At 65.9% G+C, this 18,411-nt stretch carries 16 protein-coding genes and 1 pseudogene; 14 read left to right on the top strand and 3 right to left on the bottom strand.

Annotated features, from left to right (window positions below; translation table 11 throughout):
• Positions 1-78: 78 nt before the first annotated feature.
• Positions 79-1,065: a fumarylacetoacetate hydrolase family protein gene (locus tag RO07_RS02160; RefSeq protein WP_039407697.1), complete on the bottom strand. Its 987-nt coding sequence runs from the start codon at positions 1,063-1,065 to the stop codon at positions 79-81.
• 178 nt (positions 1,066-1,243) lie between these two features.
• Here RO07_RS02160 and RO07_RS02155 point away from each other — a divergent pair, with 178 nt between their 5' ends.
• The 5 genes and pseudogenes from RO07_RS02155 (at position 1,244) to RO07_RS02135 (ending at position 6,350) form a co-directional block, all read left to right on the top strand.
• Complete coding sequence (locus tag RO07_RS02155) at positions 1,244-2,125, top strand: IclR family transcriptional regulator (protein ID WP_052266943.1); 882 nt, start codon at positions 1,244-1,246, stop codon at positions 2,123-2,125.
• A gap of 162 nt (positions 2,126-2,287) precedes the next feature.
• Positions 2,288-3,439 (top strand): DUF3108 domain-containing protein, encoded by a 1,152-nt coding sequence (locus tag RO07_RS02150; RefSeq protein WP_039413946.1) that lies wholly within the window; start codon positions 2,288-2,290, stop codon positions 3,437-3,439.
• Positions 3,440-3,674: 235 nt separating this feature from the next.
• A pseudogene (locus tag RO07_RS02145) lies at positions 3,675-4,938 on the top strand (IS110 family RNA-guided transposase).
• Positions 4,939-5,124: 186 nt separating this feature from the next.
• Positions 5,125-5,919 (top strand): 3-oxoadipate enol-lactonase, encoded by a 795-nt coding sequence (pcaD, locus tag RO07_RS02140; protein ID WP_039407695.1) that lies wholly within the window; start codon positions 5,125-5,127, stop codon positions 5,917-5,919.
• A 173-nt stretch (positions 5,920-6,092) separates the two neighbouring features.
• Complete coding sequence (locus RO07_RS02135; protein ID WP_039407692.1) at positions 6,093-6,350, top strand: BTH_I0359 family protein; 258 nt, start codon at positions 6,093-6,095, stop codon at positions 6,348-6,350.
• Positions 6,351-6,446: 96 nt separating this feature from the next.
• Here RO07_RS02135 and RO07_RS02130 read toward each other — a convergent pair whose 3' ends face one another.
• Entirely contained in the window at positions 6,447-6,839 is a 393-nt protein-coding gene (locus tag RO07_RS02130) for a rhodanese-like domain-containing protein (protein ID WP_039407689.1), read from the bottom strand.
• A gap of 157 nt (positions 6,840-6,996) precedes the next feature.
• Here RO07_RS02130 and RO07_RS02125 point away from each other — a divergent pair, with 157 nt between their 5' ends.
• The 4 genes from RO07_RS02125 (at position 6,997) to RO07_RS02110 (ending at position 12,425) form a co-directional block, all read left to right on the top strand.
• Entirely contained in the window at positions 6,997-8,109 is a 1,113-nt protein-coding gene (locus RO07_RS02125; protein WP_039407686.1) for a homocysteine S-methyltransferase family protein, read from the top strand.
• Positions 8,110-8,261: 152 nt separating this feature from the next.
• Positions 8,262-10,967, top strand: a complete 2,706-nt coding sequence (gene metH / locus RO07_RS02120) for a methionine synthase (RefSeq protein WP_039413945.1) — start codon at positions 8,262-8,264, stop codon at positions 10,965-10,967.
• A 281-nt stretch (positions 10,968-11,248) separates the two neighbouring features.
• Positions 11,249-11,959, top strand: coding sequence for an MgtC/SapB family protein (locus RO07_RS02115; protein WP_039413943.1), 711 nt, complete (start codon positions 11,249-11,251; stop codon positions 11,957-11,959).
• A gap of 142 nt (positions 11,960-12,101) precedes the next feature.
• Positions 12,102-12,425 (top strand): hypothetical protein, encoded by a 324-nt coding sequence (locus RO07_RS02110; protein ID WP_039407683.1) that lies wholly within the window; start codon positions 12,102-12,104, stop codon positions 12,423-12,425.
• A 304-nt stretch (positions 12,426-12,729) separates the two neighbouring features.
• On the opposite strand, the gene RO07_RS02105 is transcribed toward RO07_RS02110, so the two are convergent.
• A complete protein-coding gene (locus RO07_RS02105) occupies positions 12,730-13,047 on the bottom strand; it encodes a DUF1840 domain-containing protein (protein WP_039407680.1) in 318 nt (105 codons plus the stop codon).
• Between the two features lie 160 nt (positions 13,048-13,207).
• Here RO07_RS02105 and argS point away from each other — a divergent pair, with 160 nt between their 5' ends.
• The 5 genes from argS to RO07_RS25675 all read left to right on the top strand — a co-directional run bounded on the left by argS (position 13,208) and on the right by RO07_RS25675 (position 18,273).
• Entirely contained in the window at positions 13,208-14,971 is a 1,764-nt protein-coding gene (gene argS / locus RO07_RS02100) for an arginine--tRNA ligase (protein ID WP_039407677.1), read from the top strand.
• Between the two features lie 64 nt (positions 14,972-15,035).
• Positions 15,036-15,719: an SPOR domain-containing protein gene (locus tag RO07_RS02095; protein ID WP_039407673.1), complete on the top strand. Its 684-nt coding sequence runs from the start codon at positions 15,036-15,038 to the stop codon at positions 15,717-15,719.
• A 264-nt stretch (positions 15,720-15,983) separates the two neighbouring features.
• Entirely contained in the window at positions 15,984-16,682 is a 699-nt protein-coding gene (locus tag RO07_RS02090) for a thiol:disulfide interchange protein DsbA/DsbL (RefSeq protein ID WP_039407671.1), read from the top strand.
• A gap of 46 nt (positions 16,683-16,728) precedes the next feature.
• The gene (locus tag RO07_RS02085) at positions 16,729-17,544 is read left to right on the top strand and encodes an SDR family oxidoreductase (RefSeq protein ID WP_039407670.1); all 816 of its coding nucleotides are present in this window, start codon (positions 16,729-16,731) and stop codon (positions 17,542-17,544) included.
• A gap of 147 nt (positions 17,545-17,691) precedes the next feature.
• The gene (locus tag RO07_RS25675) at positions 17,692-18,273 is read left to right on the top strand and encodes a hypothetical protein (RefSeq protein WP_052266942.1); all 582 of its coding nucleotides are present in this window, start codon (positions 17,692-17,694) and stop codon (positions 18,271-18,273) included.
• Positions 18,274-18,411: the final 138 nt, after the last annotated feature.

Genomic DNA, 18,411 nt, shown 5'->3' with positions numbered 1-18,411 from the left:
GCGACACCGGCGACATCGGCGATATGAGCGACATGCGCAGCGCGAGCGGCACACATTGCCACGTCGGCGCCACGCCGCTCACTCGTCCAGCGGGGCGACGGCCTGATCGATGGCACCGAAGATCGACTTGCCCTGCGCGTCGAACATCTCGATGCGCACGCGGTCGCCGTAGCGCATGAAGGCCGTCTCGGGCGCGCCCTTGTCGATCGTCTCGAGCATGCGCTTCTCGGCAATGCAGGCGCTGCCGCGGCTGCGATCCTTGTTCGAGATCGTGCCCGAGCCCACGATGGTGCCCGCGCGCGCATTGCGCGTCTTGCATACATGCGCGACGAGCCGGCCGAAATCGAAGACCATGTCTTCCCCGCATTCGGGCGCGCCGAACTTCCTGTCGTTCCATTTCACCGTGAGCGGGCGATGCACGCGGCCGTCGCGCCAGGCGTCGCCGAGTTCGTCGGGCGTGACCGCCACCGGCGAGAAGCTGCTCGCGGGCTTGCTCTGGAAGAAGCCGAAGCCCTTGGCCAGTTCGGCCGGAATCAGGTTGCGCAGGCTCACGTCGTTGACCAGCATCAGCAGACGCACGCCTTCGAGCGCACGCGCCGGGCTCGCGCCCATGGGCACGTCCGAGGTCACCACGGCGATTTCGGCCTCGAAGTCGATGCCGAAGTCTTCCGATGCGCACACGATGTCGTCGGTCGGACCGATGAAGTCGTCGCTGCCGCCCTGATACATGAGCGGATCGGTCCAGAATTCGGGCGGCATTTCCGCCCCGCGCGCGCGGCGCACGAGTTCCACGTGGTTCACGTAAGCCGAGCCGTCGGCCCACTGGTAGGCGCGCGGCAGCGGCGCCATGCACTCGGCGGGATCGAACGCGAAGGTGTTGCGCGCGCGGTTGTGATTGAGTTCGTTGTAGAGCGTCTGGAGTTGCGGCGCGTAGAACGTCCAGTCGTCGAGCACGCGTTGCAGCGTGGGAGCGACGGCGTCGGCGATGCAGGCGCTCGACAGGTCGCGCGACACGACGATCAGTTGGCCGTCGCGGGTACCGTCCTTGCGGGTAGCGAGTTTCATGTGATGAAGTCTGCGGGCCGTCTCAAGCCCGATAGAATGGCGCGTGAAGCCGACGATTCTACCTGAGCGCTTCGCCTGCAGGTCCCCACGGGGGCGCGGGCGGCACCGGTGGCGCAGCCGCGCATGCACGACATGCATGAGCGCCGCCGCGACGAGGAAAAGACAGAGACACATGACAATGCCCGAGAACATCGACCACGGCGACGCCGGCAACGATTACCACCACGACAGCAGCGACAGCACCGATGAAAAGGCGCCCGACGAGGAGAAGACCCGCTCGGGCATTCAATCGATCGAGGTCGGTTTCCGGCTCATCGAAGTGCTCACCGGCGCGTCGAACGCGATGATGCTGCGCGATCTCGCGCATGCCGCCGGCATGAACCCCGCCAAGGCACATCGCTATCTGGTGAGCTTCCAGCGCCTCGGCCTCATCGTGCAGGACCCGGTCAGCGGCCGCTACGATCTCGGTCCGTTCACGCTGCGCATGGGCCTCGCCCATCTCGCGCGCATCGACGCCTTCAAGGCCGCGCGCTTCGCCATGAACCAGTTGCGCGACGCCATCGACCAGACCGTGGGGCTGTGCGTGTGGGGCAACCAGGGGCCGACGGTGGTCCACTGGCTCGATTCGACCTTCCCCTTGCGCGTACCGCTGCGCCTGGGCGACGTGATGCCGATACTCGAATCGGCCGCCGGACGGCTCTTTGCCGCCTATCTGCCCGCGCGTCAGACGGCGCCGCTCATCGATGCGGCGCTCGCCGGGCTGCAACACGCGTCGCGCCATCATCTGCCCGCCACACGAGCGGAATACGATGCGGTGCTCGACGACGTGCGTGCGCATCGGGCGGCACGTGTGGAAGGCACGGTGCTGCCGTCGGTCAATGCGTTCTGCATGCCGGTGTTCGATGCGACCGGACAACTCGTCATGGGGCTCATGGCACTCGGTCCGGAGAGCCGCTTCGACGCGCGCTGGGGCGGGCCCATCGACACCGCACTGCGCACGCTCGCCCAGCGCCTCTCGGCCGACCTCGGCCACGCTCACGCGCCTGGCGCCGCGCCCTGAATCGAGCGCGGGGCAGCCGTCCGGCCCGCGCATGAACGGCACGGTTCGACGCCTGTCGAACCGGGGTTGCCGCAATGTGCGATCCTGACGGTCTGACATTCCCGTTTCCCGAATTTCGTGTCACCGTCTGCCCATCGACCCTCACGCCAAGCAGCGCCCAACGTGCCTCCGGCCCCCAACGATTCCGTCGACGCCGCCAACGCCGCCAACGCCACCGTCTCGCCGCCCGCCGGCCCGACGCCGTCCGTGCGTCGGCGCGGCGCGCGCCGTGGTTGGCGCCTGTGGGCGGGCGTGCTCGTGGCCGTGTTCGCGGCGCACGTGTTGCTCGCGCTGTGGGTCGACCGTCACCGCACGACGCTCGACGACACGCCGATCCCGGAAATCCCTATCACGCTGATTCCGCTCAAGCCGGTCGCGCCGCCCGCGCCGCCGCCCCCGGCACCGCCGGCGCCCGTGCGCAAGCCCGTGGCCAAGCCGCCTCACCCCGAGCCACCACCACCTGCGCCACCCGACACGATCACCGCGCCGGTCGACACCGACACGCCCGGTCCGCAGTCGGCCTCGCAAACGGTTGCCGGCGACGGCAACACGCCCGACGCCGCCAGCAACGCCAGCGCCCCCGCCGCGCCGCCCGGACCGCCCCTCACCGCGGCCGCGGCGAACGGCGACAAGTTCGCCCCGCCGCCCTCCGCCACGCTGACTTACGACGCCCTCATGAACGGCGTACGCAACCAGACCGGCGAGCTTCACTGGGTCAACGAGAACGGGCACTACCAATTGCGGGTGGCGGTGCCGATCATCTTCTTCGGCACGTTCGAGTTCATCAGCGAAGGCGGCTTCGACGTGAACGGCATCGCGCCGTCACGTTACGTGGAAAAGCGCGGGCGCCGGGCGGAATACGTCACGACATTCCACCGCGACAGCCCCCCCACGCTCAGCTTCACGCGCTCGGGCCAGTCGATGCCGCTCGCGCCCGGGGCGCAGGACCGCTTCAGCATGATGATGCAGTTGGCGAGCTACGCCCGGGGCAATCCGGAGCGCTACGCCCAGGTCGGGGTGACGCACGAGTTCACCGTGGTCGACACGGACAGCAGCGAGGTGTGGCCGGTGCAATATGTCGGCGCCGAGACGCTGCGCACGCCGCAGGGCTACGTCGAAACGCGTCACTTCATGCGACTGCCGCGCAAGACGGGCGACGAGCGCCGCGTCGACATCTGGCTCGCCCCCGCGCTCGACTGGATGCCGGTCCGCGTCAAGCAGATCGAGCCCTCGGGCAACGAGTTCGAACTGATCTTCACGCAGAAGGCGAACTGAGTCCGCGGTGGGCGCGGTGATAACCCTGCCGCCATCACAGGATGCCGCACACGCGCTCGCCCCCGTTACTATGTTCGCACCTCGATAATTGAGGTTTTGGCCAGCCAGGCCCGGCATGATTAAGTCCCCCAGTCGCAGTCATGATCCGGGGGGTGTTGTCACCGGGGCTGGTGGGTGGCTGGTGATCGCTAATAGGGGTTTGGCTCGGGATTTTCCGATGCCGTCCGTAACGTGGATGCCGAGACTTGCCACCATGGTTTTTGCAGGCCAATTCGTCATTTGAGCAAACTGCAATGCAAAACTTTCCTCTTCATGACGCCGTCGATGTCTTCATCGGCGTCGACGTCGGCAAAGGCCACCACCATGCCGTGGCCCTCGATCGCAACGGCCGTCGCCTCTACAACAAGGCCCTGCCTAACGATGAGACACAGCTGCGAGCCCTCATCAATGAGCTCAAGGTGCACGGCCGACTTCTGTTCGTCGTCGATCAGCCCGCCACCATTGGCGCGCTGCCGCTCGCCGTCGCCCAAGACGCCGGTGCACTCGTCGCCTACTTACCCGGCCTGGCCATGCGCCGCATCGCTGACCTGCACGCCGGCGAAGCCAAGACCGATGCACGTGACGCCGCCGTCATCGCCGAAGCCGCGCGCTCCATGCCGCATACGCTGCGCTCGCTGCGGCTGGCCGATGAGCCGCTCGCCGAGCTGACCATGCTGTGCGGCTTCGACGATGATCTGGCCGCCCAAGTCAATCAAACCAGCAACCGCATTCGCGGCTTACTCACGCAGATTCATCCCGCGCTCGAGCGCGTGCTCGGGCCTCGCCTGGATCACCCCGCCGTGCTTGATCTGCTTGAGCGCTACCCCTCGCCTGCAGCACTGACGGCCGCGGGCCAAAAAACGCTGGCGAATCGCCTGATCAAGCTCGCACCACGCATTGGCAAGAGCCTGGCCGCTGACATCGCGCAGGCGCTTACCGAACAAACCGTAGTCGTGCCTGGTACTCATGCCGCCACGCTGGTCATGCCGCGTCTGGCCCAGCAACTAGCAGCCCTACGCAAGCAACGCGACGAGATTGCCGCCGAAGTCGAGCGCCTGGTGCAAAGCAACCCTCTTTGGCCGGTCCTGAGTAGCATGCCCGGAGTCGGGCTCAGGACCGCAGCACGACTCCTGACCGAGGTGGCGCACAAGGCCTTTGCCTCGGCCGCCCATCTGGCCGCGTATGCGGGTCTCGCGCCGGTCACCCGGCGCTCTGGTTCCTCGATTCGAGGCGAACACCCCTCCCGGCGTGGCAACAAGGTACTCAAACGCGCCTTGTTTCTCTCAGCCTTTGCCGCCCTGCGAGACCCGATCTCACGCGCCTACTACAGCCGAAAGATCCAGCAGGGCAAGCGCCACAACCAGGCACTTATCGCGCTGGCTCGCCGGCGCTGCGACGTGCTCTTTGCCATGCTGCGCGACGGCACTTTTTATCAACCGAAAACCGCCCCTAGTGCTTGACTAATTACATAGGGGCACCCCCCCGTAAATCCCCTCGAAATTCGAGGGATTCAGCTGTCGTGCGGGTTGAGGAGAAGTGTTGCCCCACTACGACGAAACGCGCTGCACAAGTGCGAGGTTCCTGACATAATCGGAAACATCCCACTGCATCGACACACGTTCACGATTGATGGGAGGCCGCGCACCATGAAAGTCAGTGCCAACGGTGTATCGATTCACTACGCGGTGGATGGCCACGGTCCGTGGCTGACGCTGGCGCACCCGCTGGGTGCGGATCTCACGGTGTGGGACGATCTCGTGCCCGAGCTTGCGGCACACTTCCGGGTTCTGCGGTACGACAGTCGTGGACACGGCGCGAGCGACGTACCGCACGGTCCTTACACGATCGGCCAGTTGGCCGCCGATGCGACGGCCTTGCTCAGTTCGCTGGAAATCCCGAGTACCCACTTCGCCGGCATCTCGATGGGCGGCGCCGTCGCGCAGCAACTCGCGCTGGACGCCCCCGAGCGCGTCGCCAGCCTGACGCTGATCGACACGACCGCCGGTTACGATGCCCCCGACGCGCAACTGTTCCGCGAGCGCGCCGCCAAGGCCCGCGCGCAAGGCATGAAGGAACTCGCCAACGGCACGCTGGAGCGCTGGCTGAGCGCAGGCTTTCGCCAGCGACACCCCGCGCAGGCCGAACGCATCCGCGCACTCGTCGCACACGCGCATCCCGAGGGCTTTGCCGCGGCCTGCGAGGCACTGGCGGCGTTCGATGTACGAACGCGGCTGCACGAAATCGAGGCGCCGACGCTGGTGCTCGTGGGCGAAAACGACCCATCGACGCCACCCGCCGTGGCCCGGCGTATCGCCGAAGGCATCGCCGGCGCGCGGCTCGAGATCGTGCCGGACGCCGCGCATCTGTCGATCGTCGAACAGAAACAGTTCGTAACCAAACTCCTTGCAACATTTCTGCAAGGGACCGTCTCTAACGCTTAAACCCATCCGAATCCGAACCTTTAGCGTGGAAAGTTCACAAGGAGGGCCAAAACCATTGAATTCGTCAGCCGGTGTGCCGATAAGCGAATCATGGGGTATCGCCTCTTGAAATCGCGCCGCGTCGCCCCTATGTGGGTTTACAAGGACCATGCAGGAACACCAGGAGAGTTGCCATGCTCATGATTTACAACAGCCCGAATTATTGTGTCGTCGAGTTTGCCGCGGATAACGGCAATCACGCGCTGTCTGCGGGTGGCTATGAAATCGTGGACAAAACCGCTGGCCGCGAGATTTTCCTCGACGGCTCGCTCGCCCGGCAATTCCGTGAAGAAGTGCAGAAACTCATTGCCAGCGAACCCTCCGAGGACGAAGTCGATGAATTCCTCGGCCAGTTCGATAACTTCATGACGAATCCGGTCGTGCTCCACTGACTCCGACACCGCACGCGGTGCATCACAAAAAACCCTCGCAGCAGCGAGGGTTTTTTCATGTCCGCAGCTTGACCTCATGTCAGGCGCTGCGAGCGATCAGCACTGCTCCCACGGCAGCCCGTCGAAGCGCCAGCCATTCACGGCGTTGCGGTGATGGGTGGCGTCGAGATCCCCCTCGAAGCCGTGCTGCACGGCGTAGACGTTCACGAACCCAGCCGCTTCGAGCGCTTCGCCGGCGGCCGCGCTGCGGTTGCCGCTTCGGCAGATGAGCAGCACCGGCCGCTCGCCGCCAGCGCCGGCGAGCTTGCGAACGCTCTGCACGAAGTGCGGGTTAATTTCCCAATCTGGACCGTCGTTCCAGGCCACGTGAATGGCGCCGGCCGGGTGCCCGACGAACAGGTACTCCATCTCGCTGCGGCAGTCGACGAACAGGGCGTTCGCGTTGGATTGCAGAAACTTGTGGGCGGCGCCCGGGAGCAGGAATTCCATGTCGTTGGCGAAAAAGGGTTGAAGGTGCGGCGATGTCCGGGGCTGCCCTCCCGAAAAACGGCGCCGCGGCCCGCCGTACGGGCGGCGGCGCACGGGCAGGCCGGCCGAAAACCATTACAATTATAGGTTTCCCGGCCACTCCAAGGCGACGTCCGTCATGACAACCCCCTCCGCCAGCGTCCAAACGGGGACCGCCCCGAACGCCGCACCGCCGCGCCAGCCGCAATACACGCGCGGCCAGGCGCTGCCTGCGCTGCTCGAATCGCGCATCCTGATCCTGGACGGCGCCATGGGGACGATGATTCAGCAGTACAAGCTGAACGAAGCCCAGTACCGGGGCGAGCGCTTCGCCGACTTCGCGCACGACGTGAAGGGCAACAACGAACTGCTCTCGCTCACGCGTCCGGACGTGATCGGCGAAATTCATCGCAAGTATCTCGCCGCCGGCGCCGACATCATCGAGACAAACACTTTCGGGGCGACGACGATCGCGCAGGCCGACTACCACATGGAACATCTGGCCGACGAGATGAACCGCGAGTCGGCCCGTCTCGCGCGCGAAGCCTGCGACGCGTACAGCACGCCCGACAAGCCGCGCTTTGCCGCCGGCGCCGTCGGCCCGACGCCCAAGACCGCGAGCATCAGTCCCGACGTGAACGACCCGGGTGCGCGCAACGTCGACTTCGATCAGTTGCGCGATGCCTACTACGCGCAAGCGAAGTCGCTGCTCGAAGGCGGTGTCGACCTGTTCCTCGTCGAGACGATCTTCGACACGCTCAACGCCAAGGCCGCGCTCTTCGCCATCGACGAACTGTTCGAGGACACCGGCGAAGTGCTGCCGATCATGATCTCCGGCACGGTGACCGACGCCTCGGGGCGCATCCTGTCCGGCCAGACCGTCGAAGCGTTCTGGAATTCGCTGCGTCATGCGCGCCCGCTCACGTTCGGCCTGAACTGCGCGCTGGGGGCGACGCTCATGCGTCCGTACATCGCCGAACTGGCCAAGCTGTGCAACACCTACGTGTCGGTCTATCCGAACGCCGGCCTGCCCAATCCGATGAGCGACACCGGTTTCGACGAAACGCCGGACGTCACCTCGGGCCTGCTGCGCGAGTTCGCGCAGGCCGGACTGGTGAACCTCGCGGGCGGCTGCTGCGGCACCACGCCCGAGCACATCGCGGAAATCGCGAAAGCGCTCTCGGACGTGAAGCCGCGCCGCTGGCCGGCACAGTACCGCAACGCGACGGACGAGACCGACGACGCGTCGTAAGGCGGCCGGACCGCCCGACGTCGCGGCCGCCGCGCCCCGCCCATCACGAGATCGATTGCCAGAAGTCCCGGCGCGTTGCCGAGCGCACCGCGCCCATCACTGAACGGATTTGCCCCATGAGCCAAACGCCCTTCGCAACGCCGGTGCAGCCGATGCGCCTGTCCGGCCTCGAGCCCTTCAACATCGGCGCGGGCACGTTGTTCGTGAACGTCGGCGAACGCACCAACGTCACGGGTTCGAAAGCGTTCGCACGCATGATCCTGAACGGCCAGTTCGACGAAGCGCTCGCGGTCGCCCGCCAGCAGGTCGAGAACGGCGCCCAGGTCATCGACATCAACATGGACGAGGCCATGCTCGATTCGAAAGCCGCCATGGTGCGCTTTCTGAACCTGATCGCCTCGGAGCCCGACATCGCGCGCGTGCCGATCATGATCGACTCGTCCAAGTGGGAAGTGATCGAGGCGGGTCTGAAGTGCGTGCAAGGCAAGGCCATCGTCAACTCGATCTCGCTCAAGGAAGGCAAGGAAGCGTTCGTGCATCACGCGAAACGCATCCGCCGCTACGGCGCCGCGGCCGTGGTGATGGCCTTCGACGAGCAGGGACAGGCCGACACCTATCGGCGCAAGACCGAGATCTGCGAGCGCAGCTATCGCGTGCTGGTCGACGAAGTCGGCTTCCCGCCCGAGGACATCATCTTCGACCCGAACATCTTCGCGGTGGCCACGGGCATCGAGGAGCACAACAACTACGCCGTCGACTTCATCAACGCCACGCGCTGGATCAAGGCGAACCTGCCCGGCGCGAAGATCAGCGGCGGGGTGTCGAACGTGTCGTTCTCGTTCCGCGGCAACGACATCGTGCGCGAAGCGATCCACACCGTATTCCTCTATCACGCGATCCAGGCCGGCATGGACATGGGCATCGTCAACGCCGGTCAGCTCGGCGTGTACGAGAACCTCGATCCCGAACTGCGCGAGCGCGTGGAGGACGTGGTGCTCAACCGCCGCGAGGACAGCACCGAGCGACTGCTCGAGATCGCCGACCGCTACAAGGGCGGCGCGCAAAAGCGCGAAGAGAATCTGGAATGGCGCAACCAGCCGGTCGAAGCGCGTCTCGCGCACGCGCTGGTGCACGGCATCACGACCTTCATCGTCGAGGACACGGAAGAGGTGCGCCAGAAGATCGACGCCGCCGGCGGACGCCCGATCCAGGTGATCGAAGGCCCGCTCATGGACGGCATGAACGTCGTGGGCGATCTGTTCGGCGCGGGCAAGATGTTCCTGCCGCAAGTGGTGAAGAGCGCGCGCGTGATGAAGCAGGCCGTGGCGCACCTCGTGCCGTTCATCGAGGAAGAGAAGGCCCGCATGGCCGCGGCGGGCGAAGACGTGCGCTCGAAGGGCAAGATCGTCATCGCCACGGTCAAGGGCGACGTGCACGACATCGGCAAGAACATCGTGACCGTGGTGCTTCAGTGCAACAACTTCGAGGTCGTCAACATGGGGGTGATGGTGCCGTGCGCCGAAATCCTCGCCAAGGCGAAGGAAGAAGGCGCGGACATCATCGGCCTGTCGGGGCTCATCACGCCGAGCCTCGAGGAGATGGCCTACGTCGCCTCGGAAATGCAGCGCGACGAGTACTTCCGTCTGCGCAACATTCCGCTGCTCATCGGTGGCGCCACGACCTCGCGCGTGCACACCGCCGTGAAGATCGCGCCCAACTACGAAGGTCCGGTGATCTATGTGCCGGACGCCTCGCGCTCGGTGTCCGTCGCGTCGAATCTGCTCTCGGACGACGCCGCGACGCGCTATCTCGAGGAAGTGAAGGCCGACTACGAGCGCGTGCGTACCCAGCACGCGAACCGCAAGACCACGCCGATGGTGTCGCTTGCCACGGCGCGCGAGAACAAGTTCAAGGTCGACTGGTCGAGCTACGTGCCGCCCAAGCCGAAGTTCATCGGCCGTCGCGTATTCAAGAATTACGATCTGGCCGAGCTGGCTGAATTCATCGACTGGGGTCCGTTCTTCCAGACCTGGGATCTCGCCGGCCCCTATCCCGCGATTCTCAACGACGAAATCGTCGGCGAGTCGGCGCGTCGCGTCTTCTCGGACGGACGCACCATGCTCAATCGTCTGATCAAGGGCCGCTGGCTCACCGCCAACGGGGTGATCGCCCTGCTGCCCGCGAACGTGGTGAACGACGACGACATCGAAATCTACACCGACGAGTCGCGTTCCGAAGTCGCGTTCACGTGGCATAACCTGCGCCAGCAGAGCGAGCGCCCGGTGGTCGACGGTGTGCGCCGCCCGAACCGCTCGCTGGCCGACTTCGTCGCGCCGAAGGACAGCGGCGTGGCCGATTACATCGGCGTCTTCGCCGTGACCGCCGGGCTTGGCGTGGACGCCAAGGAAGCCGGCTTCCTCGCCGATCACGACGACTACAGCGCCATCATGCTCAAGGCCCTGGCCGATCGTCTGGCCGAAGCTTTCGCCGAATGCATGCATGCCCGCGTGCGGCGCGACTTCTGGGGCTACGCCGGCGACGAACAGCTCGATAACGACGCGCTCATCAAGGAGCAGTACGTCGGCATCCGCCCCGCACCGGGCTATCCGGCCTGCCCGGAGCACTCGGTCAAGGGACCGATGTTCCATTACCTGCAGGCCCACGAAATCGGCATGAGCGTGACGGAATCGCTCGCCATGCTGCCGGCCGCGAGCGTCTCGGGCTTCTATCTCTCGCATCCGGACAGCACGTACTTCAGCGTCGGCAAGATCGGCCCCGACCAGGTCGAGGACTTCATGGAGCGCACCGGCGTGGACGAAGCGACGGCGCGACGCCTGCTCGCACCGCAACTGCCGTAACGCCACGGGTCATCGTCACGGCATGGCATCCGGCCGGGAAGCGGCATCCGCCTCGCCGGTCCGGATGCCATAATCGCGGCGGCGTCAGGTGGCGCATCCGCGCTCGCCTTGTGCCGCCTTGGCCCGCCTCGCGACATCGCCCCTGTCACGCCGCTGTCGCAACCGAAGCGTAGTGTCCCGACCGGCCAGCGCCGACCTGCCGGGCCCATCGGATCCCTCGCGCCCATGCAAGTCTTCGGCCGCCCGCCGGCTGGCTCACTTCGAGACATTCCATGCACGCACTGCACAGCATTCAGAATTTCCAGCTCCTCCCATTGCTCAACACGGCGGTGTCGCTGTTCGTCGCGTTCGTGCTCGGTACCATCATCGGCGTGGAACGACAGGTTCGCCAGCGCACTGCGGGCCTGCGCACCAACGTGCTGGTGGCAGTGGGTGCCGCAGCGTTCGTCGACCTGTCGATGCGTCTGATGCCGGGCGACACGCGCGTGATCGCGTACGTCGTCTCGGGCGTGGGCTTTCTCGGCGCGGGCGCGATCATGAAGGACGGCGCGTCCGTGCGCGGACTGAACACCGCCGCCACGCTGTGGGGCTCCGCGGCCGTGGGCGCGGCCGCCGGGGCGAGCCTGATCGTCGAGGCGTGTGTCGTGGCGGCTTTCGTGCTGGCGGCGAACACGCTGCTGCGCCCCATCGTGAATCGCATCAACCGCGCGCCGATCAACGAAGCGACGTCCGAGGCAACCTATGCGCTGTCCGTCATCTGCGCACGGGCCACGCAGCGCGAGGTGCTCGACAAGGTCGAGGCCTGGCTCGAGGCATCGAACTACCCCGTGCGTGCGCTGGACATCCATCCGTTCGGCGAAACGGAAGTCGAAATCGAAGCCTTGCTGCTGCCTACCGCGGTGAAAGCGGGTGAGCTCGATGCGCTCACGGATCACCTCGAAACGCTGCCAGGCGTGAACCAGGTTTTCTGGTCAAGCCGCTCGGACGACTAAAAAGAAGTCGAATTACAAACCATTACAAAGCCTTACAGCACCGCCGGGAGCGGCTTCTTAGACTGGAATCTCACTAACGCAAGTGATGCCTGCACGATAGTTTTTCCTTCGGTGTGCAGCGCAAAGCAAAGGAGTCCATCTGATGAAGAAGCTGATTATCTCGGTTGCCGCCCTGACCCTTGCCAGTGCTTCCGCGCTGAGTTTCGCCCAAGGCGCCGCGGGCGGTGGTGCGGCGGGCCCTGGCGGGGGCACGACGACGGATCCTTCGGTCCCGATGCCCAGTCAGGCTTCGCCGACGTCGCCGCAGACGCCGACCCCGAGCGCCCAGACCATGACGCCCTCGGACCCGCATCCGAACTCGAAGACGCAGAAGCCGCGTCACAGCACCAGGAAGACCCCGAACAACGGCAACACGGGCAACGGCGGCACCAACGCCCCGGACAACGCACCGGGCCGAGCCCAGTAAGCCCACGAATCGGCGCCTCGTGCGGCGCGAGTTGCGCGAGGCGCGGGCGACGCGATCCGCGGCGTCGCCGCGCGGGCCTTGCCGGCGGCATGCAGCCGCTTCGGCCCGGTTCCCGGACGACGCCATTCCCCTCGCCCCGGATCGCCCCGCCATCCGGGTTACGGCACAAAAAAAGCAGGCCCGCGGCCTGCTTTTTGACGTCCCGCGCAGACGCCGGCGCATCGCTCATGACGCGCGGTCAGCATCGGCAGATGTCGGAAAACTACGTGTCTGGAATCGTCCTGGAAGGGGACCCGGCGTCGGCTCAGGTTTCCCACATGATGGCGACTTTCTGCTTATGCGCTTCGCGCAGCATGTCGAGCAGCGGATAGGCCCGCTGGGCCAGCCGCAAACGCTCGTCTTCGTCGCGCTCCTCGGCCTTCTTGCCCTCGCTCTCCTTCTTCGCCGCAGCATTGTCCTCCGCAATGGCAGCTTCGAGCTTCGCGATCGCTTCGCCCATTTCGTCCTCGCCGATGGCGCCGCGTTCGCCGAGCTTCTTGCCGACCACGCCCAGCAGATATTGCGCGAGGTTTTCCAGCATGGTGATATTGGGCGAGGCTTTGGACTTGAACGTTACCAACATAGTGGTCTCCCTGTTCGCGTTATCACCGCCGCCCGCCCCACATGTCACGCAACGAGGGGTAAGACGGGCACCGTGACTTCATCATACACCTGTTAAAATCCGGTGCTGACGATTCAATTGCCTGTCCGGACGCGTCCGGACGCACCCGAAACACCCGCCAATGCTACCCGCACAAAAGAATGCTCTCGTCGCGCTGATCGGCGACGCCGTCGCCGGTCTGATGCCGACGGACGGCACCGCGCCCGCCGCGCCGGCCATCCTGCTCGAACGCCCGAAAGTTGCCTCCCACGGCGACCTGGCCTGTAACGTGGCGATGCAACTCGCCAAGCCGATGCGCGCCAACCCGCGCGAGCTGGCGCAGAAGATCGCCGACGCCATCCTCGCGGACAACCGCGCCAAGGGTCTCGTCGACGCCGTCGAAATCGCCGGCCCGGGCTTCATCAACCTGCGTCTGGCCAACGCCGCCAAGCAATCGGTGGCACGCGCGATCCTGACCGAGGGCACGGCCTTCGGCCAGCGCGCCGCGAGCGATGACGCCGCCCCGGTGCTCGTCGAGTTCGTCTCGGCCAACCCGACCGGCCCGCTGCACGTCGGTCACGGCCGCCAGGCCGCCCTCGGCGACACGATCGCCGCGCTGCTCGGCACGCAGGGCCGCCCGGTGCATCGCGAGTTCTACTACAACGACGCCGGCGTGCAGATCCAGACGCTCGCCACGTCCGTGCAGGCGCGGGCGCGCGGCCTCAAGCCGGGCGACGCCGCATGGCCGGAATCGGCTTACAACGGCGACTACATCGGCGACATCGCACAGGACTTCCTCGACCGCAAGACCGTACAGGCGTCCGACGGCGAGCCCGTCACCGGCAGCGGCAACATCGAGGACTTCGAGTCGATCCGCACGTTCGCCGTGGCGTATCTGCGTCGCGAGCAGGACATCGACCTGCAGACGTTCGGCGTGATCTTCGATCAGTACTACCTCGAGTCGTCGCTCTACGCCGACGGCAGCGTCGAGCGCACGGTGCAGGCGCTCGTCGATGCCGGCGTCACGTACGAACAGGAAGGCGCGCTGTGGCTGCGCACGACCGACTACGGCGACGACAAGGACCGCGTGATGCGCAAGTCCGACGGCACGTACACGTACTTCGTGCCCGACGTCGCCTATCACACGCGCAAGTGGGATCGCGGCTTCCATCAGGTCATCAACGTACAGGGCTCGGACCACCACGGCACCGTCGCGCGCGTGCGCGCCGGCCTGCAGGCGCTCGGCATCGGCATTCCGAAGGGCTACCCGGACTATGTGCTGCACAAGATGGTCACCGTCATGCGCAACGGCGAAGAGGTGAAGATCTCCAAACGCGCTGGCAGCTACGTGACCGTGCGCGATCTGATCGAGTGGTCGGGCGGCATCACGGCCGAAACGCCGGTGACGGATCCGGTCGAGCGCGAGGCTGCGCTGCGCCGCGGCCGCGACGCCGTGCGTTTCTTCCTGATTTCACGCAAGGCCGACACCGAGTTCGTGTTCGACGTGGACCTCGCGCTCAAGCAGAACGACGAGAACCCGGTGTACTACGTGCAGTACGCCCATGCGCGGATCTGCTCGATCCTCACGCAGTGGGGCGGCGACGAAGCGCAGTTGGCAAACGCCGATCTCGCACCGCTCGACAGCGAACGGGCCCTCGCACTGCTGCAACTGCTCGCCGAATATCCGGACATGCTCACGCGCGCGGCGGAAGAGCTCGCCCCGCACGCCGCGGCATTCTACCTGCGCGATCTGGCGGGCGCGTTCCACTCGTTCTACAACGCCGATCGCGTGCTGGTCGACGACGAGACCGTCAAGCATGCGCGTCTGGCGCTGCTCGCCGCCACGCGTCAGGTGCTGCGCAACGGCCTTGCCGTGCTGGGCGTCTCCGCCCCGGCCAAGATGTAAGCCAGTTTTCCACCCACTCCGAACGGCAAACGCATCGGAACTCTGTAAGGACGGAATCGACTCGATGGCAAACACACGTCGACCACCCCGCCAGCGGGGCGGTACTTTCCTGGGCATCGTGCTCGGCCTGATCGTTGGGCTGGCCGTTGCCGTCGTCGTCGCGCTCTACATCACGAAGACGCCAACCCCGTTCGTCGAAAAGACGCCACCGCGCCCGGCCGAGAATTCGCCGGCCGCGCAGGCGCCGGATCCGAACAAGTCGCTGCAGCCGCGTACGCCGCTGCCGGGCGCCGCGTCGAGCCCGGCCGCACCAGAGACGGCGTCGCAAGCCGCAACGTCGCCGCTCGTGCCGGGCGCGCCGGTGACGCCGCCGGTGGCCTCGAGCCCTGCCGCTCCGCCCTCGCAGCCCGCGCCGACGAAGCCGTCGCCGGCCGACATCCTGAATGGCAAGTCGGCGGTGCCCGTCGCCCCGCCGACCACGCCGCCGGCGAGCGCCACGGACAACGCCAACACGGGCTACTACCTGCAGGTCGGCGCCTTCAAGTCGCAAAACGACGCGGAGCAACTGCGCGCCAGGCTGGCCCTCTCGGGCTTCGAAGCCAAGGTCACGCAGCGCGACGCCAACGGTCTGACGCTGTATCGCGTACGTCTTGGCCCGTACGGCAAGCTCGACGAGATGAATCACGTGCGTCAACGCCTGCAGGATGGCGGATACGACACGGCAGTTATCCGTTTCACCAAGCAATAACCGCAGAAGGCGTTGCACCATACGGGCAACGCCTTTTGTTTCCACGGCGAGGGGCGCCCGCCGCCGTTGGCGGATCGCCGCAGCAGCAGGAATTCGTAAAACGCTGCATCATGCGGTGGGTTTCCGGCTTCGCCCGGGCGTTGAACCTGGCAAGGCATCGCCGGTCATACGCACTGGCGAATGTGCCTGAATCCAGGATCTGGTTTCGCGCAGACGCAGCACGGCCGGGGGCCTGCGCGTCTGCCTCACTCATCGATAACGATCATGAAAAAACTTCTTGGTGCCGTTCTGATTTCTTTCGGTTTCCTCTCCGGCGCGGCCTCGGCGTCGCCCGAAGCACCGGTCGCGGGGACCGACTACCTGACGATTCCGCAGCAGCCGCTCTCGGCCGGCGCGGGCAAGATCGAAGTCACCGAATTCTTCTGGTACGGCTGCCCGCATTGCAATGCGCTCGAGCCGTCGCTCGAAGCGTGGGTCAAGAAGCAAGGCAAGGACGTGGTGTTCAAGCGCGTGCCGGTCGCCTTCCAGAGCCGCTTCGAGCCGCACACGCGCATGTTCATCGCGCTCAGCACGCTCGGCAAGGAAGCCGAACTCACCCCCAAGGTCTTCAACGAAATCCACGTGAAGCACAACTACCTGCTGACGAAGGATTCGCAAGCGGAATTCCTCTCGCAGTTCGGCATCGACAAGACCGCCTACGGCAACGCCTACGACGCCGCCGGCAAGCCGGCCATGATGCGCAAGGAGTCGGCCGTGGAGATCGCCAACAAGACGTGGCAGGACTACAAGATCGACGGCGTGCCGGCGATCGCGATCCAGGGCAAGTATCTGGTCTCGCCGGCCACTTCGGGCGAAGCGCTGCAAAAGGCCGGCAAGCCGGCCACGACCGAGCAGCAGACGTTCGATGCCACGCTCAAGACGGCAGACTCGATCATCAATCAGATCCGCGCGAAGAAGATGTAAGCTTCGCCGCTCACAAAGCCCGGCCCCGGCCGGGCTTTTGCGTTACATGTCCACACACACGACATCTCCGAAGGTTTTCATCACCGGCGCCTCGAGCGGACTGGGCGAGGCGCTCGCGCGTCACTACGCCGCGCAGGGCGCCATTCTCGGGCTGGTCGGCCGCCGTGGCGACAAGCTCAGCGACCTTGCCGGCACGCTGCCGCACCCGCACGCCGTGCACTGCTACGCGCTCGACGTGCGCGACGCACTTGCCCTGCGCGCGGCCGCCGAGGACTTCGTCTCGCGTCATGGCGTGCCGGACATCGTGATCGCCAATGCGGGCATCAGTCACGGCGTACATACGGAAGATGCGGCCGATTTGCCGCATTTCGCGTCCGTCATGGAGACCAACTGGATGGCGATGGTCGCCACGTTCAGCCCTTTCGTCGCCGGCATGCGCGCGCGCAAGCGCGGCACGCTCGTGGGCATCGGTAGCGTAGCAGGCGTGCGCGGGCTGCCGGGGCATGGCGCGTACAGCGCGTCCAAGGCGGCGGCAATGACTTACCTCGAAAGCCTGCGCGTGGAGTTGCGCGCCGACAAGGTCGCCGTCGTGACGATTGCGCCGGGCTACATCCGGACACCGATGACGGACGGCAACCCCTTCCCCATGCCATTCCTGATGGACGCCGACAAGTTCGCGCGCAAGGCCGCGGCGGTGATCGCACGACGCAGGCGCTTCGTGGTATTGCCATGGCAAATGGGTATCGTCGCGTGTGCCATGCGACGCTTGCCTCGCTGGCTCTACGACATGCTGTTCGCCCGGGCGCCGCGCAAGCCGCGTTTGTCGGAGCGCAAGGACGACGCAAAGACGCCGGAACGGTAAGGGAATAGTCGGAAAACCGTAGGAAAAGTTGTGTAGTGGCGCCGTAGTGCCGCATTGCGCAGGGAGGTCGCCCAAATTGCGCCTCGAGACGGTCGATCCAGCGTTTCGGCAGATACCCTGCGCGAATCTCTCTCACCGTCACTACCCATGAACACCACGCCATCCACGGCTCCGGTGCGCGCCATTGCCGCACACCGGAGCGCATCGCTATTCAACCGTCTCTTTCGGTCTCGACGCCCGATCTGCCTTGCCGCCGCCCTCGCCCTGCCGCTGGTCACGGTCGGCTGCGCCGCACTTGGCGACTGGCAGGTCTTCTCGCCGGCGCCGTACACCCGGCCGGCGCCGGTCGTCGTCGGACCGGCCGTCCCCGTCGCCCCGGTCGCTCCGGCGCCGGCGATCGTCGGCCCCGCGACCCCGCTTCCTCCCGTGCCTGTCGCGCCCGCTGTTCTCGGTCCGGCCGTTCCCGTCGCCCCCGTGGCGCCCGTAGCACCGGTCCGGCCGGCGCCGGTCATCGTCACGCCGGCACCGCCGCTGGTCGTCGCGCCGCCGCTGCACCGGCGACGCGATACGCGCGGGCCAGACCACTTCCTGACTCAGGAGTGCTATCTGCGCCGTGGCGGCTGCTACACAACCGAGTCCGGCTACGTTCCTGAGTACCGTTTCAATCCCTACACGGGCACGTGGGATTGGGTCGAGAAATGGGAGTACCGCTACCGGCGCAAGCGCTGACATCTGTCGGCATTCGCGGGCGGAATATTGACCCGTTGTGGTGCATTGCGAACCTGCGCTAGAGTGAGTCCGTAACCCAAAGAGGGTACACACGACGTTAAACCGGACTTGCCGCCACAGAGCGGACGCATGCGATGG

This window comes from Pandoraea pulmonicola (assembly GCF_000815105.2).
Classification (GTDB): Bacteria; Pseudomonadota; Gammaproteobacteria; order Burkholderiales; family Burkholderiaceae; genus Pandoraea; species Pandoraea pulmonicola.
Note: the sequence above shows the minus strand (reverse complement) of the source record. Positions and strands in the feature narration are given on the sequence as shown.

Coding starts and splice junctions, on each gene's coding strand:
- RO07_RS02160 (WP_039407697.1), bottom strand. CDS start 1,065: ATGAAACTCGCTACCCGCAAGGACGGTACCCGCGACGGCCAACTGATC.
- RO07_RS02155 (WP_052266943.1), top strand. CDS start 1,244: ATGCCCGAGAACATCGACCACGGCGACGCCGGCAACGATTACCACCAC.
- pcaD (WP_039407695.1), top strand. CDS start 5,125: ATGAAAGTCAGTGCCAACGGTGTATCGATTCACTACGCGGTGGATGGC.
- RO07_RS02135 (WP_039407692.1), top strand. CDS start 6,093: ATGCTCATGATTTACAACAGCCCGAATTATTGTGTCGTCGAGTTTGCC.
- RO07_RS02130 (WP_039407689.1), bottom strand. CDS start 6,839: ATGGAATTCCTGCTCCCGGGCGCCGCCCACAAGTTTCTGCAATCCAAC.
- RO07_RS02125 (WP_039407686.1), top strand. CDS start 6,997: ATGACAACCCCCTCCGCCAGCGTCCAAACGGGGACCGCCCCGAACGCC.
- metH (WP_039413945.1), top strand. CDS start 8,262: ATGCGCCTGTCCGGCCTCGAGCCCTTCAACATCGGCGCGGGCACGTTG.
- RO07_RS02110 (WP_039407683.1), top strand. CDS start 12,102: ATGAAGAAGCTGATTATCTCGGTTGCCGCCCTGACCCTTGCCAGTGCT.
- RO07_RS02105 (WP_039407680.1), bottom strand. CDS start 13,047: ATGTTGGTAACGTTCAAGTCCAAAGCCTCGCCCAATATCACCATGCTG.
- argS (WP_039407677.1), top strand. CDS start 13,208: ATGCTACCCGCACAAAAGAATGCTCTCGTCGCGCTGATCGGCGACGCC.
- RO07_RS02095 (WP_039407673.1), top strand. CDS start 15,036: ATGGCAAACACACGTCGACCACCCCGCCAGCGGGGCGGTACTTTCCTG.
- RO07_RS02090 (WP_039407671.1), top strand. CDS start 15,984: ATGAAAAAACTTCTTGGTGCCGTTCTGATTTCTTTCGGTTTCCTCTCC.
- RO07_RS02085 (WP_039407670.1), top strand. CDS start 16,729: ATGTCCACACACACGACATCTCCGAAGGTTTTCATCACCGGCGCCTCG.
- RO07_RS25675 (WP_052266942.1), top strand. CDS start 17,692: ATGAACACCACGCCATCCACGGCTCCGGTGCGCGCCATTGCCGCACAC.